The sequence below is a fragment of the Aeromonas sp. MTB genome (genome assembly GCF_056632455.1).
Genome location: NZ_CP147026.1, coordinates 1631784 through 1649336, shown reverse-complemented (window position 1 = coordinate 1649336; position 17553 = coordinate 1631784). Strand labels below are relative to the sequence as shown.

The 17553-nt window shown below is 55.2% G+C and carries 11 protein-coding genes and 1 pseudogene; 6 read left to right on the top strand and 6 right to left on the bottom strand.

The features are described 5' to 3' along the window. Positions 1 to 47 precede the first annotated feature (47 nt). Positions 48 to 833 (bottom strand): MetQ/NlpA family ABC transporter substrate-binding protein, encoded by a 786-nt coding sequence (locus tag WBR25_RS07595; RefSeq protein ID WP_479749892.1) that lies wholly within the window; start codon positions 831 to 833, stop codon positions 48 to 50. 603 nt (positions 834 to 1436) lie between these two features. Here WBR25_RS07595 and asp point away from each other — a divergent pair. Both asp and WBR25_RS07585 read left to right on the top strand, forming a co-directional pair. Next, positions 1437 to 3310 (top strand): annotated as a pseudogene (asp, locus tag WBR25_RS07590) (serine protease Asp). Between the two features lie 18 nt (positions 3311 to 3328). Continuing rightward, complete coding sequence (locus WBR25_RS07585) at positions 3329 to 3787, top strand: serine protease chaperone (protein ID WP_279486924.1); 459 nt, start codon at positions 3329 to 3331, stop codon at positions 3785 to 3787. 69 nt (positions 3788 to 3856) lie between these two features. Here WBR25_RS07585 and ppsA read toward each other — a convergent pair whose 3' ends face one another. Then, positions 3857 to 6229 (bottom strand): phosphoenolpyruvate synthase, encoded by a 2373-nt coding sequence (gene ppsA, locus WBR25_RS07580; RefSeq protein ID WP_479749653.1) that lies wholly within the window; start codon positions 6227 to 6229, stop codon positions 3857 to 3859. 347 nt (positions 6230 to 6576) lie between these two features. Here ppsA and ppsR point away from each other — a divergent pair, with 347 nt between their 5' ends. Further along, positions 6577 to 7389, top strand: a complete 813-nt coding sequence (gene ppsR / locus WBR25_RS07575) for a posphoenolpyruvate synthetase regulatory kinase/phosphorylase PpsR (protein ID WP_005344832.1) — start codon at positions 6577 to 6579, stop codon at positions 7387 to 7389. Positions 7390 to 7628: 239 nt separating this feature from the next. Here the strand turns inward: ppsR and WBR25_RS07570 are convergent, their stop codons facing one another. Further along, positions 7629 to 7967: a hypothetical protein gene (locus WBR25_RS07570; RefSeq protein WP_479749652.1), complete on the bottom strand. Its 339-nt coding sequence runs from the start codon at positions 7965 to 7967 to the stop codon at positions 7629 to 7631. 344 nt (positions 7968 to 8311) lie between these two features. Here WBR25_RS07570 and WBR25_RS07565 point away from each other — a divergent pair, with 344 nt between their 5' ends. Further along, positions 8312 to 9694, top strand: coding sequence for an amino acid permease (locus WBR25_RS07565; RefSeq protein WP_005352966.1), 1383 nt, complete (start codon positions 8312 to 8314; stop codon positions 9692 to 9694). 87 nt (positions 9695 to 9781) lie between these two features. On the opposite strand, the gene WBR25_RS07560 is transcribed toward WBR25_RS07565, so the two are convergent. Continuing rightward, entirely contained in the window at positions 9782 to 10108 is a 327-nt protein-coding gene (locus WBR25_RS07560; RefSeq protein WP_005344826.1) for an ArsR/SmtB family transcription factor, read from the bottom strand. Between the two features lie 106 nt (positions 10109 to 10214). On the opposite strand from WBR25_RS07560, the gene WBR25_RS07555 reads away from it, so the two are divergent. Together WBR25_RS07555 and WBR25_RS07550 are read left to right on the top strand one after the other, a co-directional pair. Further along, entirely contained in the window at positions 10215 to 11285 is a 1071-nt protein-coding gene (locus WBR25_RS07555) for a permease (RefSeq protein WP_479749651.1), read from the top strand. A 324-nt stretch (positions 11286 to 11609) separates the two neighbouring features. Continuing rightward, a complete protein-coding gene (locus WBR25_RS07550) occupies positions 11610 to 13163 on the top strand; it encodes a methyl-accepting chemotaxis protein (RefSeq protein ID WP_323968571.1) in 1554 nt (517 codons plus the stop codon). A gap of 72 nt (positions 13164 to 13235) precedes the next feature. Here WBR25_RS07550 and WBR25_RS07545 read toward each other — a convergent pair whose 3' ends face one another. Both WBR25_RS07545 and WBR25_RS07540 read right to left on the bottom strand, forming a co-directional pair. Further along, positions 13236 to 14678, bottom strand: coding sequence for a hypothetical protein (locus WBR25_RS07545; RefSeq protein WP_479749650.1), 1443 nt, complete (start codon positions 14676 to 14678; stop codon positions 13236 to 13238). Between the two features lie 34 nt (positions 14679 to 14712). Continuing rightward, positions 14713 to 17538 carry an NACHT domain-containing protein gene (locus tag WBR25_RS07540; protein ID WP_479749649.1) on the bottom strand — a complete coding sequence of 942 codons (2826 nt, stop codon included), beginning with the start codon at positions 17536 to 17538 and terminating at the stop codon, positions 14713 to 14715. Positions 17539 to 17553 lie beyond the last annotated feature (15 nt).

Below are 17553 nucleotides of genomic sequence, written 5' to 3'. Positions count from 1 at the left end.
GAATTCGGGGCGTTTTTCGTTGTATAGCCGAGCCACGTTCACAACTGTTAGCCACCCCACCCTTGCGGGTACTTGTAGCCGACGAAACGCTTGGCTGCATAGGATTTGAAAGCCGCCGAGTTGTAGGCCGCCGCCACATCGTTGGCAAAAGGCTGATCCGCATCTGCGCTTTTCACCACCACCCAGTTGATAAAATCGTAGCTGCGCTCCAGAAATAGTCCTTCACTGAACGGGATACCGCTGGAGGCGGCAAAATTACCGTTGATCACCGAGAAGTCCACATCCTCCCGCGAGCGGGGCAACTGCGCGGCTTCCAGCAGTACCAGCTTGAGATTGTGCGGATTGTTCACCACATCAAACTCGCTCGCTTTTAGCGGGTTTATCCCCTCCTTGAGAGTGAGCCAACCAAGATCCTGCAGCATCAACAACGCCCGCGCCTGATTGGTGGGATCGTTGGGGATGGCCACCGTGCTCCCCTCTTTCACCTTGTCGAGTGCTGCCAGCTTGCCGGAGTAGAGTCCCATCGGACCAGTTGGCACCTGGGTAATGGGCGCCAGCGACAAGCCGCGATCTTTGGCAAAACTCTCCAGATAGGGTTTGTGCTGGAAGCAGTTCACATCCAGTGATCCGTCAGCCAGAGCAATATTGGGGGTCACATAGTCGGTGAACTCCACCAGCTTGACCTTATACCCCTTGGCCTCCAGCTGCGGCTTGATGGAGTCGGTCACCATGTCGGCAAAATCCCCCACCGTGGTACCAATCACAATCTCCTGTTTGGTCGGCAAGGACGCATCGGCGGCAACTGCGGAAAAAGAGAGGCTCCCGACCGCCATCGCGGCAATAAAGGTACTGGCGCCAGCAGTGGCGCGCAAGGAAGCAGTCAAAGGAGAAGATAAGAAGGAACGAAACGGCATAGGGACTCCCTGTCAGGTACGCATCAAGCTATGGGACTGCGGCGGGGTGGCTCTCAGAGATTAAGCCCCTCAAACCGCAGCAATCTAGCCATCTAAATGGCTATTTCATTTACCATAACAGAGCCATCCACCGCCGCCAAGCAATAAACCGCTGGTCCCACCTCATCACCCTTGCTGTCACCCCCGAATGCATAGCTGCACTCACGTTGGCACACACAACCATGCCACTCACGTTCAAGAGCGCACGAGCTCCCCTCGGGATTGTCCCGAATCGAGATGGTTGCGGCGAAGGAGAGTCGCGAGAGGAGTGAATTACAGATAAAAAGATCAGTAGCGAGCGGTGAGAACCATTCTCAATAAAACACATAATCAGCGTCATTGGAATACCTACCATAAACCAGATCAGATTTCTTTGAACCTCATTGCGTTTTTTGAAAATGGCTCTTTTTGAACCCCTACCACCCGTGTATAGATTTCCGTCGCACTCAGGATGGTGCGATCCAAGATGGAGTTAAAAAAATAATGAAGCAAACATCGTTAGCACTGGCGATCACAGCACTGCTGTCGACCCTGCCCAGTGCGCTCGTTCAGGCAAATGAAGGTTGTGCGCCGCTCACCGGCAAGGAGAGCGGCATGGATATCGGACGCAGCAGCACCGAGCGCTGCCTGCCAGGTGCCAATCCCCTGCAGGATCAGCAGTGGTATCTGCTCAACAGCGGCCAGGATGGATTCAGTGCCCGTGGCGGTATAGCGGGCAATGATCTCAACCTCTGGTGGGCTCATCGCACCGGCGTGCTGGGCCAGGGAGTCAATGTGGCCGTGGTGGATGATGGTCTGGCCATCGCCCATCCGGATCTGGCGGACAACGTGCGTCCGGGTTCGAAAAACGTGGTAACCGGCAGCGATGACCCGACACCGACCGATCCGGATACGGCCCACGGCACGTCGGTCTCCGGCATCATTGCGGCGGTAGACAACGCCATCGGCACCAAGGGTATTGCCCCGCGAGCCCAGCTGCAGGGGTTCAACCTGCTGGATGACAACAGCCAGCAGTTGCAGAAAGATTGGCTCTACGCCCTTGGCGACAGCGATGCCAGCCGCGACAACCGGGTGTTCAACCAGAGCTACGGCATGAGTGTGGTGGATCCCCGCTCTGCCAACTCTCTGGATCAATCCCAACTTGATCGTCTGTTTGAACAGCAGACCCTCAAGGTGCAGGGCGCGGCCTATATCAAGGCCGCCGGCAACGGCTTCAACAAGATAGCGGCGGGCGGCTATGTGCTTAACCGCACCGGCAATGGTCCCAAATTGCCGTTTGAAAACAGCAACCTCGATCCCTCCAACAGCAACTTCTGGAACCTGGTGGTAAGCGCGCTCAACGCCGATGGCGTCAGATCCTCCTACTCCAGCGTCGGTAGCAACATCTTCCTGAGCGCAACCGGCGGCGAGTACGGTACCGACTCTCCGGCGATGGTGACCACGGATCTGCCCGGCTGCGACATGGGTTACAACCGCACCGATGATACCAGCACCAACCGGCTGCACGGCAACCCGCAACTGGATGCCAGCTGCGACTACAACGGCGTGATGAACGGCACCTCCTCCGCCACCCCCAGCACCTCCGGCGCCATGGCGCTGCTGATGTCCGCCTATCCGGATCTGTCGGTACGTGACCTGCGGGATCTGCTGGCGCGCAGCGCAACCGGGTCGATGCCACACAGAAACCTGTGATGGTCAGCTACACCAGCAGCACCGGCAAGGTGCGTGATGTGAAAGGGCTGGAAGGGTGGGAGCGCAATGCCGCCGGCATGTGGTTCAGCCCGACTTACGGTTTTGGTCTGATCGACGTCAACAAGGCCCTTGAGCTGGCAGCCAATCACCAGCCCCTCCCCCCGCTGGTGCTGCTGCCGTGGCAGAAGATCAATGTCACCGGCAGTACCGCTGCCATCCCGGATGTGGGCAACAGCCCGACCAGCTCGACAACCCGCATTGCCACACCGTTGACGGTAGAAGCGGTTCAGGTGATGGTGAGCCTGGATCACCAGCGTCTGCCCGATCTGCTGATCGAACTGGTCTCCCCCGCCGGCACCCGCAGCATCCTGCTGAGCCCCTTCAACAGCCTGGTCGGCCAATCTCTCGACCAGCAGCAACTGGGCTTTGTGCGAACCAAGGGATTGCGCGACATGCGGATGCTGTCCAACAAGTTTTACGGTGAATCGGCCGAAGGCCAGTGGCGACTGGAAGTAACCGATGTTGCCAACGGTACCCGTCAGGTCTCTCTGCTCAATCGCGAGACCCGTGAGCGTACCACCCTGACCGAGCGCAACAATCGCCAACCGGGCAAGCTGATCTCATGGTCCCTGCGGATCCTGGGTCACGATGCCAACCGCAGCTAACACGCTAGGAGTATTACCATGAACAAACCTGTTACCTTGCTGCTGGCAACCCTGCTGGCACCCCTCTCGGGGCAGCTCTGCGCCGAGGAGTCCGTCACCATGGATGGCAAACAGTACAGCACCATAGAGGTGAACGGCCAGACCTACCTCATTCCCGACAACGGCAACAAGAGACGGGTCGCCCGCAGTCTTGACAGCAAGGCCCCGCAGCAGACCCTGCGCCGCGGCGACGTGCTGATGCAAGGGGCCGCCAGCCCGGAGCTCACCGTCAGCGGCACCCTGCTGGTGGAAGCTGACGATGCCAGCGCCACCGCACTGGCAAGCCGCCACGGCCTGAGCTTCAAACAGAGCAGTGGCGGTATCGCCCTGTTGGAGGCCAAACCGGGCACCGATCTCAACGCCATCGCCAGCAAGCTCAAGAGCGAAGGGGTGAAGGTACAGATCGAGCTGTCGGGGGCCGAACAGCAGCCGAAATAGGCCGCACCACACAGATAACAAAGGGGGCCATCATGGCCCCCTTTCTGTGCTGTTCATTGTGACAGTGGCTTACTTGCCGCCATGCTGCTCCGCCAGATAGAGCCAGGTATCAACCACGGTATCGGGGTTCAGCGACACCGAATCGATCCCCTGCTCCACCAGCCAGGCGGCGAAGTCCGGGTGATCGGATGGCCCCTGACCACAGATCCCCACGTACTTGCCCGCCTTGCGCGCAGCCTGAATAGCCATCGCCAGCAGCGCCTTGACCGCCTCGTTGCGCTCGTCGAACAGGTGGGCAATCAGCCCCGAGTCCCGATCCAGCCCAAGGGTGAGCTGGGTCATGTCATTGGAGCCGATGGAGAAGCCGTCAACGTGCTCGAGGAACTTGTCTGCCAACAGGGCGTTGCTCGGGATCTCGCACATCATGATCACCTTGAGCCCCCGCTCGCCGCGGCGCAGACCGTTCTCGGCCAGGATGTCGATCACCTGCTCCGCCTCGCCCACGGTACGCACGAAGGGGATCATCACCTCGACGTTGGTCAACCCCATCACATCGCGCACCCGCTTGATCGCCTCGCACTCGAGGGCAAAGCAGGGGCGGAAGCTGTCGGCAATGTAGCGGGATGCGCCACGAAAACCGATCATCGGGTTCTCCTCGTGGGGCTCGTAGCCACGACCGCCCACCAGATTGGCGTACTCGTTGGACTTGAAGTCCGACATCCGCACGATCACCCGCTCCGGCCAGAACGCAGCGCCCAGAGTGGCGATCCCCTCGGTCAGCTTGGCCACGTAGAACTCACGCGGGCTGTCGTAACCGGCGATCATCTTGCCGATGGTGGCCTTGAGCTCTGGCGTTTGCTGGTCAAACTCCAGCAGCGCCTTGGGGTGCACCCCGATCATCCGGTTGATGATGAACTCAAGGCGCGCCAGCCCTACCCCAGCATTGGGCAACTGGGCAAAGTCGAAAGCGCGGTCCGGGTTGCCGACGTTCATCATGATCTTGATGGGCAGGCGCGGCATATTGCCCACCTCGGTCACCGCCACGTCGAAGTCCAGCTCGCCGTCATAGATAAAACCGGTATCCCCTTCCGCGCAGGAGACGGTGATCCGCTGGCCCGGCTGAATATGATCCGTAGCGTTGCCACAGCCCACCACTGCCGGAATGCCCAGCTCGCGGGCGATAATGGCGGCGTGACAGGTGCGCCCCCCCCGGTTGGTGACGATGGCGGAGGCCCGCTTCATGATGGGCTCCCAGTCCGGGTCGGTCATGTCGGTGACCAGCACGTCGCCGGGTTGCACTTCGTCCATCTGGCTGATGGAGGAGATGACCCGCGCCGGACCCGCGCCAATCTTGTGGCCGATGGCCCGCCCCTCGATCAACACCTTGCCCGCTTGCTTGAGGGCAAAACGCTCGAGGGTATTGGCCTCCTGGCGGCTGCGCACAGTTTCCGGGCGCGCCTGCACGATATAGAGCTGGCCATCCTGACCATCCTTGGCCCACTCGATATCCATCGGGCGGCCATAGTGCTGCTCAATGATGAGGGCCTGCTTGGCCAGCGCCATCACCTCCTCATCGGTGATGCAGAAGCGGCTACGCTCGGCCTCGTTGGTGTCGACAATCTTCACCTGACGGCCGTGACCAGCATCGTCCGAATAGGTCATCTTGATAAGCTTGGAGCCGAGGGTCTTGCGCACCACCGCCGGGCGGCCCCCCTTGAGAGTCGGTTTGTGCACATAGAATTCATCCGGGTTGACCGCGCCCTGCACCACCATCTCGCCAAGACCATGGGCCCCGGTAATAAAGACCACATCGTTGAAGCCGGACTCGGTATCCAGAGTAAACATGACGCCGGAGGCGGCGAGATCCGAGCGCACCATCCGCTGTACCCCGGCCGAGAGGGCAACACCCTTGTGGTCATAGCCCTGATGCACCCGATAGGAGATGGCGCGATCGTTGAACAGGGAAGCAAACACATGCTTGACCGCCGTCATGACGGCATCGATGCCACGTACGTTGAGGAAGGTCTCCTGCTGACCGGCAAAGGAGGCGTCCGGCATATCCTCGGCGGTGGCGGAGGAGCGCACCGCAAACGAGGCCTCAACACCGGCACTCAACTTTTCATAGGCAACCCGGATCGCCTGCTCCAGCTCGGGCTGGAACGGGGCTTCGATCACCCAGTCGCGGATCTGCTGACCGGCCCGGTTAAGGGCGGCGATATCGTCCACGTCGAGATTGTCGAGCAAATGGTGGATCTTGCCGTTGAGGCCGCTTGACTCCAGAAACTCGTTAAACGCAAAGGCGGTGGTGGCAAAGCCCCCCGGCACTGATACGCCGGCGCCAGAGAGGTTGCTGATCATCTCGCCAAGGGATGCGTTCTTGCCGCCAACTCGTTCTACGTCCTGCATTCCGAGTTGTTCGTACCAGAGCACGTACTGTTGCACTTGGATGTCTCCAGGTTGGTGGGCACCGATGCCATAGCACCTCGTGCGCCCGGTTTAATCGATGAGGTTATGGGTAAGTCAGGTGCGTTATTGTCTGTTTCTTTTGTTGCCAACGACCATGAAAACGTTTTCCACTGGTTTTCAAAAAAATCCCTGAGCAAGCGTTGGGGATAGTCGAATGACCGGAACATTCTACAATGGCGACACAAAAAGATAACGATTCAGGTTTGCAAGCCACTTCACAACTTGGGCACAGCAGACCGGTTGACAAAACTGGTATGGTTTCGGGAGATACTTCTCACCCCTTACCCTATGCGACCCCACCCGCGGTATCACAGGAGCCCTACGTGCACACCGTATTTTATGTTTCAGACGGAACCGCCATCACCGCCGAAGTGTTCGGTCACGCGGTACTGAGCCAGTTTCCGCTGGCCTTCGAGCAGATCACTATCCCCTTTGTGGAGACACTGGAGAAAGCCCGTCAGGTACGGATGCGGATCGACGAGCAGTTTCGCCAGACCGGGGTACGCCCCATTCTGTTTCACACCATCGTCGACCCGCTGGTACGGGAAGAGGTACTGAAATCGGAGGCGTGCGGCCACGACTTTCTCAACACCTTCGTCAGCCCGCTGGAGCAGGAGCTGGGGGTAAAAGCCGAGCCCCGCCTCCACCGCACCCACGGTATGGAGAATCGCAAGCTCTATGACGATCGCATCGAGGCGGTCAACTTTGCGCTGGCCAACGACGATGGCATCACCACCAAAGAGTACGATGAGGCGGACATCATCCTGATCGGGGTCTCCCGCTGCGGCAAGACCCCCACCAGCCTCTATCTGGCGCTGCAGTTCGGCATTCGTGCCGCCAACTACCCCTTTATCGAGCAGGACATGGGCATGCTGGAGCTGCCCGCCCCCCTCAAGGCCAACCGTCACAAGCTGTTTGGCCTCACCATAGCGCCGCAGCGGCTGCACGAGATCCGTAACCAGCGCCGTGCCAACAGCCGCTACTCCTCCATCGAACAATGCGAGCAGGAGCTGGCCTGCGTGGAGCGACTGTTTCGCCAGGAGGCGATCCGCTTCCTCGATACCAGCTCCCACTCGGTGGAGGAGATCAGCGCCAAGGTCCTCGAGGCAACCGGTCTGCGCCGCCAGCTCTGTTAAGCCAGCTTGACAGCTATCGGCATCAACAAAAGATAAAAATTACAGTGTCGCGGCGAAAGTCAGCTGTGGCGAACTGCAATTCACATAGATGACAGTGAAAAGCGTGGATAAAAAAGGGATAAGCACCACAAATGCTTATCCCTCTTCTTGTCGACCTTAGCGTTGTGCCCTTGTCACCTGCTGCCAGTTAGCCGCTATTCGATTCCGTTCTACTGCGCTCGGCAAACAGCCAGCGTTCACTAACGATTGAGCTCAGGGTTGTTCATCAACCGGGCATAGAAGGCCAGCAAACCGTGGCGCAGGCGAACCCGCTCCGCCAGCCAGCCGCCAACGAGCGCCCCCGTTACCCCACCAACCAGCAACAGCGGCTGCCAGTAGTGCAGCAACTCCTGATCACCGAGTAACAGCCAACCCAGCAACATAATCGCGGCCACCAGCAACAACAGCGGACTGGCGGCAATCCCTAACCAGAGCGCCACCAGCACACTCCGGGCAACCCCTTGTTGCAGCACGCTTTCGCGTTCCCTGTGCTCCAACGCCCTGCACTCTTCCTTGCACTCCCGCTTGTTTGGCATCATTTGCATCCATCTATGACTCAGCACCACAAAAGCTCACCGATAGCGTCAAATGTCAACAAAACAGAATTCGATTGCGCAAACATCAACCAAAAACTACCAATAAGCCTCTTCAGGTCATGAAAAAGCTGCCATCGGTACAAAATACGGCCATTAGAGATGGAAAATAGGTGCATTCATGGCGGATTATCACTATTCTGCTTCGGTTGCCAGCCAACGCTAAAAATTGAAAACGGCATATCGTAACGAAATAAATACAACTTTCGTCAGGTTTTGGCTACGCACTGCGGCCTGCTCAGGATGAGCCCAACACCGACCAGAGACAACAGAGACGTAAGGACAGACCCATGGATTTGAAACAAGACGGTGAGGAGCTGAAGCGCGGCCTTAAAAACCGCCACATTCAGTTGATTGCTTTGGGCGGCGCCATCGGCACCGGCCTCTTTCTGGGCATTGCCCAAACCATCAAGATGGCAGGCCCCTCAGTCCTGCTGGGTTATGCCATCGGCGGCTTTATCGCCTTCCTGATCATGCGCCAGCTCGGTGAAATGGTGGTGGAAGAGCCGGTAGCCGGCTCCTTCAGCCACTTTGCCTACAAATACTGGGGTGAGTTTGCCGGTTTTGCGTCCGGCTGGAACTACTGGGTGCTCTACGTGCTGGTGAGCATGGCCGAGCTGACCGCGGTGGGCATCTATGTCCAGTACTGGTGGCCCGAGATCCCGACCTGGATGTCGGCAGCCTTCTTCTTCGTGCTGATCAACGCCATCAACCTCTCCAACGTCAAAGCGTTTGGCGAAATGGAGTTCTGGTTCGCCATCATCAAGGTAGTCGCCATCATCGGCATGATTGGCTTTGGCGGCTATCTGCTCCTCTCCGGTGCCGGTGGACCCGAGGCAAGCGTCACCAACCTGTGGGCTCAGGGCGGTTTCTTCCCCAACGGCATCAGCGGTCTGGTGATGGCAATGGCGGTGATCATGTTCTCCTTTGGCGGTCTGGAGCTGGTGGGCATTACCGCCGCGGAAGCGGACAACCCCGAGAAGAGCATTCCCAAGGCCACCAATCAGGTGATCTACCGCATCCTCATCTTCTACATCGGTGCTCTGGCTATCCTGATGTCCCTCTACCCTTGGGGTAAAGTGGTGGAAGGCGGCAGCCCGTTCGTGATGATCTTCCATGCACTGGACAGCAATCTGGTCGCCACCGTACTCAACATCGTGGTGCTGACGGCGGCACTGTCGGTCTACAACAGCTGCGTCTACTGCAACAGCCGGATGCTGTTCGGTCTGGCCAAACAGGGCAACGGCCCGAAAGCCCTGCTCAAGACCAACAAGAGCGGCGTGCCGCTGGTTGCCCTCTCGGTCTCGGCCATCGCCACTCTGCTCTGCGTGCTGATCAACTACCTGATGCCGGGCAAGGCGTTCGGCCTGCTGATGGCGCTGGTGGTCTCCGCACTGGTGATCAACTGGGCGATGATCAGCCTCGCGCACCTCAAGTTCCGCAAGGCCAAGGTCGCAGAAGGCGTCCAGCCCAAGTTCAAGGCGTTCTGGTACCCCTTCGGCAACTATCTCTGCCTCGCGTTCATGGCTGGCATCCTGGTGATCATGTATATGACCCCGGATTTCCGTATCTCGGTCGAACTGATCCCAGCCTGGCTGGTGGTACTAGGCATTGGCTTTGTCATCAAGCGCAAAGGACAAGCTCAAAGCAAGGTCGCAGCCAATCTGGGTTAATGCCCGAATCTAGCGACATCAATGCAAAACGCCGATCACATGATCGGCGTTTTTTATTGCGCGCAGCACTACTAGCAGCCGTAGCCCTCAGGAAGGCAGCTCTTGCCTTTGATCTTGCCGATGCTCCGGGCTGTTGACGCAACACTCATCGCGGAAAAAGGCGATGATCTCCTCCAACACCGCGTATTGAGAGACGCAAAGCAGGGTGCGACTCTCCCGGTTTTGCTTCACCAGCCCCACCGAGACCAGCGCCGCGATATGGTGGCTGAGGGTGGAAGCGGGGATCGCCAGCTGCTTTTGCAGCTCACCCACCGGCAGCCCCTGCTCTCCCGCCTTGACCAGATGCTTGAAGATAAACAGCCGGGTCGGATGACCCAGCTCTTTCAATGCCTTGGCGACCTCTTCCAGTTGCATCTCTGCTCCCTCCACGAATTTGATATTTCGATAATACCAGAAATATCTTGACCGGCCATTCATTTCGATTATTTTGGAAATATAGAAACCAAGTGAGGATACGACAATGAATGAGTGGTTAACCATGCTGACCGATGCAGCCCAGATGTTCCTGTTTCTGGCTGTCGAGCTGTCGGTGCTGTTTCTGGTCATTAGCGCCGGGGTCAGTCTGATCCGTCAGAAGATCCCCGACGAGAAGATCCAGCGGATGCTGGGGGCGCGCCATGGCAAGGGCTATCTGCTCTCGGCCCTGCTCGGCGCCGTCACCCCCTTTTGCAGCTGCTCCACCATCCCCATGCTGAGAGGGCTGCTCTCGGCCAAGGCTGGCTTTGGCCCCACCCTCACCTTCCTGTTTATTTCGCCACTGCTGAACCCCATCATCGTCGGCTTGATGTGGGCCACCTTCGGCTGGAAAGTGACCCTGCTCTACGCCGTGATCGCCGCCAGCGTCTCCGTCATGGCGAGCATGCTGCTCGACAGATTGGGGTTCGAGCGCCATGTCATCGACCCCAAAGAGGCCACCCCCTCTTGCGGTAGCGGCTGTGGCCCGGCGATCCGCGCCACCACTCAAGCACATTGCAGTGACAACCAACGCAGTGCCATTCGCGCAATCAAACCCCTCAACGGGGCAGCGTGCTGCCCGGCTCCGCAACCAGAGATGGCAGAGCAGGCCACCCTCTCCTGCTGCGGCGATGGCACGGCAACCCTGACCCGTGCACCACAGCTCCCCACCGCATGGGTCCAGGCTCGCCTCGATGCCTGGCAGCAGTTCAAAGCGGTATTGCCCTTCCTGCTGCTGGGGGTGCTTATCGGCTCATTTATCTACGGCTTTATTCCGGCCGAGTGGATCGCCGCCCATGGCGGCGCCGATAACCCGCTGGCCATCCCCTTCAGCGCCATCGTCGGGATCCCGCTCTACATCCGCGCCGAAGCCGTGATCCCGCTGGCGTCGGTACTACTGGGTAAAGGGATGGGAATGGGCGCCGTCATGGCGCTGATCATCGGCAGTGCCGGTGCCAGCCTGACCGAGGTGATCCTGCTCAAATCGATGTTCAGAACCCCGATGATTGCGGCCTTCCTTACCGTGATACTCGGCATGGCGATCCTGATGGGCTACCTGACGCAACTGCTGTTTTAAGTCGCCCATCTTTAAACAGGCAAAATGCCAAAGCAGCCGAGTGTGAAACCATCCGGCACCTCATAGACAAACGCCGGTCAACTGATCGGCGTTTGTCTATTCCGTACGGCAATCAATTTGAGACAGCCAAAGGATGAGGGGTTTGCTGCTCTCCGGGCCATGTGACTTGGCCTGCCTCCCCTCGCCGAACTGTGCTGTAAAAATGTGAGACCCATCCCGTCCCCACGCAGTAGCACAAGAGTTAATGTGCAACAACACAATAAATGAACATCCTCTGCCATACTCAAACGAAGTATTCCGTTACGCCGAAACCGGAGCCTGATCATGGTAACCAGCTCGCTTCACACCACAGATACCGAGGTTGAATTTGCCGACGATATCCAGTTGGTATCGACGACCGATCTCAAAGGGGACATCACCTACGCCAATCCGGCGTTTTGTCAGGTGGCAGGCTATCGCCTGGAAGAGATGTTGGGGCAGCATCACAATCTGGTGCGCCACCCCGACATGCCCAAGGCAGCGTTTGCCGATCTCTGGGCCCACCTGCAGGCAGGCAAACCATGGCGAGGCATGGTAAAAAACCGCTGCAAAGATGGTCGTTATTATTGGGTTGATGCCTATGTCACCCCGATTTATGAAGATGGCAAGATGGTGGGTTACCAATCCGTCCGCTGCCGTCCCGCAGCAGAGCACAAAGCGCGTGCCAGCAAGATGTACAAAACCCTTAAAGCCCGTGAAACCGGCTCTGCCATTCACATGGGCCTGCGTCAACTCACACCGGCCATGATGACCATCCCCCTGCTGCTCGTCAGCGTGATCAGCGCGCTCTGGCTGCTCTCACCGCTGCAGGCGCTCTGGGTCATCATTCCCCTCTTGGCAGCCATCTGGTTCAATCGCCACCCTCTCTTCCTCACACCGCGATTCTTGCAGCAGCTCGAACAGGATTACGACAGCATCAGCCGCCTTATCTTCTCGGGGGATGCCCCCCACAGCATTGCCGATTTCCATATCAAGCTCGGGCAAGCGAAGATCCGTACCGTACTCGGCCGGGTGGATGACACCACCGCTTCGCTCAATGCCATGGCCAATGACCTGCGCGGCTCCGCCTCGCTGGCCAGCCAGGATATCTCTTCGCAAGACACGCAGATCCAGCAGATTGCCACCGCCGTCACCCAGATGGCCTCGGCCGCCGAGGAGATTAACCGCAATATTCAAGACAGCAACAGCCAGATCGAAGAGGCCCGCCGCCACTGCATCACCACCAGCGCCCAGCTTTCGGAAGCAGGAGAAGAGATGTCGGCGCTGGCCACCCAGGCGGAGCAAGCCTTCCAGTCAGCTGTCGAGCTGGCGAGCGAATCCGAGCGGATCGGCACCATCATGAGCGAAATTCGCGGGATTGCGGATCAAACCAACCTGCTGGCGCTCAATGCCTCCATCGAAGCCGCACGGGCCGGCGATCAGGGGCGTGGCTTTGCGGTGGTGGCGGACGAGGTTCGCAGCCTGTCGACCAGAACCCACAAGGCGACAGAGCAGATCCAGAACAGCATTGGCCATATCCAGCAAACCCTGGGGGGATGGAAAGAGATGATGCATCTCAATGTGACCAGAACCAACGCCTGCCTCGCCACCACCCGGGCAAGCACCGGCAACCTGAATCAGGTTGTGGTCGAGATAGACAAGGTCTCTGATTTTTCCAACCAGATCACCGCCGCGGCCACCGAGCAACAAGCGGTCATCGAGGAGATCAGTCGCAATATCAACCAGATATCCTCGCTCTCTCACGATAACAGTCTCAAAATCGATCAGGTGAGTGAAACCAGTGCCAATTTGCAGAGCAAAGCGAGCCAGCTCAAGGACTTAAGCCGGACGTTTGGGTAACATTTATAAAAATATCGAAACTTGCCGATATTACGCCGACATAATGTCGGCGTAATATCATGAATTATCAGCTCAGTTTTTTCTTTTCTCGGTAGGTAATCGTGGGAAAAGAGTCAATATATGAACAACTATCGACACAGAGCCGCCCATATTCGCCTCAACACGCTTGGCTTCTTCTACTAATAATTCGTACAACTCGTTGATATCTATCGTTGCCCCTGAATCTGGATGTCGCCAAGTTCGATCCTCTTTCAGGGTTATTAGCAAGGCTCCTGAGCGACGAGTTTCTATTGATAGATATTTTGTGACAAGTTGATGTTCAATCGTGTTAAGAAAATCACGTACTGGACGGTTATCGCCAAGCTTTAGCTCAATTACGCTCTCGTAATGAGAGGCTGTGGATCGAAGACGAATATCCGTCTCCTTTTCTTCAGCAGTGACCGCTTCTTGGTCTACGTTATATAGTCCATTGGCTGAATACTTTAACTCTTTGGCTATTGCACGCCGCATGATCCGCTCCTGATCGATTCTTGCCCATGCCTCCCTTGGTGAATCATCACTATTCAATAATTCATCCAAATCAGCCAAGCGATCACAAAGCAAGGTGAACATAGCCGCATTCGTTGTCAGTGGTGCTTCACCTTTATCTTCAAGTTCACGACATTGCTGTTCATCCAAGAGTGCCGAATCAATTTCTTTGGCCCATGCTTCCTGAGCTAATGCCAGAACCCGATCTTTAAAATGAGAAAATAAGGGGTCAATGGCCATATCATGTTTAACTTGCCATCCCTCCTCTCCTTGTGACTCCAATAATGCAGTCAGAATTGCATTGCGTGCATATTCGGCATTGTCACGCATATCAGGAGTGTAACCTCCTTCATGCTCAGCATCATCCTGACGCCTTATATGCCGATAAGCCAGGCGGACAAGCCTGAGCAATAACACAGGAGTAAAATCATTATTTCTGACATTAATGCCATCATGGCGTTCATTAAATAATTTTGTAAACCATATCACGGCTTTGCTTAATGGCTCAGGTTCAATATCTCGTAATTTTTCTTCAAGTACATCAATCCCTGACTCAGGACTTAAACGAATCAAGGTTGATAACCAGATCAACATAACCGGCTCCGCCAGATCTTTACTTACATATTCCTTAGCCATGAAACATAACTTGGCTTGGTGGTCAACATCACCGTGGATTAAAATTAATTCAACCACTCGAGAATAACGAGACATAAAATCGGATGATTGCAGTTCATCATCGATCAGAGGCTCAATTTCACTCAACCATGTAACAAGGCGAGGAACAAAAAGCATAGTCACTGAGTTGGAGGCATGATGAAGGCGTTGCAACAGCATGGAGTAATGAAGTTCATGTGTAGAGGTAGATAGTATCCACTCAAGTTCTTTCCCAAAAACTTCACTGACAGCAGATGGGTTATGCCTAACCAAGTCATTAATCCAGTCTGGTAATTTATTCAGTTCAAGTAATGAATAACGGGCGGCTAGCATTGCCTCCTCCTGAGTCAGCGGGCTCGCCCAGTCATTATCCTCTGCTTCTGCATAGAGTCAAGCCGAGTCGCCATATCTCCATATATGTGCTTCGCTGGTCTTCTGGTCTCTCACAAATCAGCGTCGGGCAATGTTCTCGCCAAGATGCCATAAAAAGCATTCGCAGCCAATCAGTGACTACCGCTCCAAAATGAGATTCAAGGAAGGGACGATTCCAACCAGATAAATTGCTATCACCTGAGCTACTGATCATTACTCTGAATAGATTCCAGACCAAATTTTTGCATCGTTCATCTGAGAATACCGTGTCAGGATATTCTGAGAGCTCACGATGCAACATCACCCAAGAAGCAAGGTTCTTTGCTCTTTTTCGCTCTCTACTTTTATTACTAATAGCCTCCTCACGCCGGGCTTTTTCCTGCTTTATATCAAAGACAGAGGGCTTCATCATCTCATTGATATATAAAATCAAATCCGAACAATCTATTACCAAGGGGCGCAAGTCTATTGGCGAGATACGCAATAGATAAAGCGCCACATGCATAAGTATCTGACGCTCAAGAAATGGCTTGTTTTTATCTTGAAGGTCATTGACTACCCAAGACTGATCAAACTGTACCGTGAGCTTAATAAGCGAATCATAAGGAATAATCTCAACCACACGTTTCCATATATCATCAATTGGACATAAAGATTGCACCAAAGCATCTATTCCCCAAAAAACAAGCTTCCTATTTTTGCTATCAAGTTCATTTATCCGCTGTGCTAACGCCTGATGAATTTTATCGTCATCGTATTCATGCTGCCGCAGGCGTAGTGAAAGTACGCTGGCATGGATCCATTGACCGGAGCACTGGAAATCAAGCCCTCGAATACAGGTCGCCGCCAGAGCACTACTCAGATACTGGTGGGAAGAGATCATATGTGGCCATTGATCTTGACGCCAGTGCAACCCATCCGAGATGAGGGTTACTAATTTGTCCCGCAGCTCATCCAGTTGTGACATGACTAGTGGTGCATTTTTTATTAGCGATGGCAGTCGCCAACTCAAGTTGCTAACTGACCGTTTTTTCCATTGCAGCCAGCCTAATGCCTGGCAGAGCTGCGCCACAGAAAGATGACTTGGAAACAGATCCAAAATCGCTTCACGCACTATTTTATCAGGCCAGTCAGGATGTTGAGAAACCATAAGTGCAGCTATTTCACCCAATCTTGGAGCGTTCAGCGCTTTCAGTGCATGAATTGCATAAATACGTTCCACCTCAACAAGCACTGAATCCGTGGCAACTGAATATACAAGGTCAGAACAGCCACAAATCACTCCTCGCTCAATGAGCTCCAGCAAAACACACCGTACTTCATGATTATCGATACCTTGCTGCCACAGCAGATTAATCTCATCAGCCAACTCAGGAGTTGCAAATCGTTTAATTTGGATAGATGGAGTGTGTAAACCTCGCCAACCTCCTTTTCCATAACGCTGAACATATGCACCAAGAGCTTGTTTACGCTGAGCAAGAGTCAATGATGCAGGATCACCTTCATCCAGTAGCAGCGTCGGCTCATGATCACGAATTGCTTGAAAAATATCGTCATTCAATGCTGCCAACCAGCCCGCTATCGCCCGTTTGGAAGGAAGGACTATGGTATTACCCTTGGTCTCAATAAAGAGCAGCCGCTTGAGGGCACGAAGCGACATACCTTTATCCCTCATCTCCTGCAATCTTTTTGCGGCAAGAAATTCTGATACTGACCGATGGTGAAAACGAACTCGCCCATAGGAGGCAAACCCAAACAGGGGGCGCTCCAATAACGTTTGTCGTTCCTCTTGTGTCCAGTCTGACAGGATTATCGACGGATCAAGCGCAACCTCACCCTGTTGATCATTATCCGATTTGGCACTGTGTCTGATTGTCAAACGACGGGTCAGCCACATGGCCAGAGCCAGCCTGCTCGCCCCCGCAATAGCTTTATCTATCGAAAGTTCAGCAAGCTCATGCCTATCTTCTCTATTTCGGGGCTTAAGTTTGATACGAATACTGGCTTCGACTTGCTGGCGATGGGTTCGAAGCTGAAGTCCCGCCCGCCAATCAACGCATAGCTCAATAAGATCTTGAGGACGCCTAGCAAACTCAAAGGCATTTTTCCTCTCAATGTCACTAAGCAATTCGGCTGTATTTTTGACACCTGTCTGCTCAGCAAACTCGACAATCTGGGTATTAGATAGCGGCATCAGAGCAACGGTGCGCCACTCTGGAATGGGATCTTCATTCGATTGGCCAGAGGAGATGGGTATATGCTCGCCCAATGCCATGCTGGCAAATTCTCTTTCCTTTTCTTCAGTCGACTGGAGTTTAATCTGTGGTGGTATCGGCAGTTTGCTGCGAACAAGTTGCCCATCAAAAGGGATCGGGCGGGTCGTTATTACCACTCTCACTCTTCCTAAATGACCTTGAACACCTTTTACAAAGCGATCCAGTGCTTGTCGAAAGGAACCTCTGGTCAACTGCAGTTCGTCATAGGAATCCAGGAAAAAGGTGGCAACTTCAGCCTGCGAGGCAAGCCATAGATCAAAACGCGCTTCCTCCTCATAACTCAGCAGATCCCGCAAATGGGTGGATGCCAGACTGGCCAACTCAACAAAGAATGCGGCTTCGCCCTTTGCAGCCAAAAGACGGGCCTGCTCGCGACACTCATGGGTCTTGCCTGACCCCGCCTCGGAAATAAGCAGGATACGTTTCGAGCGTAACAACGCTTCCCATGTGAGACCGTCAGACCAACCTAGCTGAGTCAGAAAAGACTGCTTATCAGCATCAAATATTTGTTGTTCATCAATATCTTTGAAAGTGCGTTCGATCATGACTACTCGCTGAGT

Excerpts from the sequence above, each read along its gene's own strand:
- WBR25_RS07595 (WP_479749892.1), bottom strand. The coding sequence starts at position 833 with ATGGCGGTCGGGAGCCTCTCTTTTTCCGCAGTTGCCGCCGATGCGTCC.
- WBR25_RS07585 (WP_279486924.1), top strand. The coding sequence starts at position 3,329 with ATGAACAAACCTGTTACCTTGCTGCTGGCAACCCTGCTGGCACCCCTC.
- WBR25_RS07570 (WP_479749652.1), bottom strand. The coding sequence starts at position 7,967 with ATGATGCCAAACAAGCGGGAGTGCAAGGAAGAGTGCAGGGCGTTGGAG.
- WBR25_RS07565 (WP_005352966.1), top strand. The coding sequence starts at position 8,312 with ATGGATTTGAAACAAGACGGTGAGGAGCTGAAGCGCGGCCTTAAAAAC.
- WBR25_RS07560 (WP_005344826.1), bottom strand. The coding sequence starts at position 10,108 with ATGCAACTGGAAGAGGTCGCCAAGGCATTGAAAGAGCTGGGTCATCCG.
- WBR25_RS07555 (WP_479749651.1), top strand. The coding sequence starts at position 10,215 with ATGAATGAGTGGTTAACCATGCTGACCGATGCAGCCCAGATGTTCCTG.
- WBR25_RS07550 (WP_323968571.1), top strand. The coding sequence starts at position 11,610 with ATGGTAACCAGCTCGCTTCACACCACAGATACCGAGGTTGAATTTGCC.
- WBR25_RS07545 (WP_479749650.1), bottom strand. The coding sequence starts at position 14,678 with ATGCTAGCCGCCCGTTATTCATTACTTGAACTGAATAAATTACCAGAC.
- WBR25_RS07540 (WP_479749649.1), bottom strand. The coding sequence starts at position 17,538 with ATGATCGAACGCACTTTCAAAGATATTGATGAACAACAAATATTTGAT.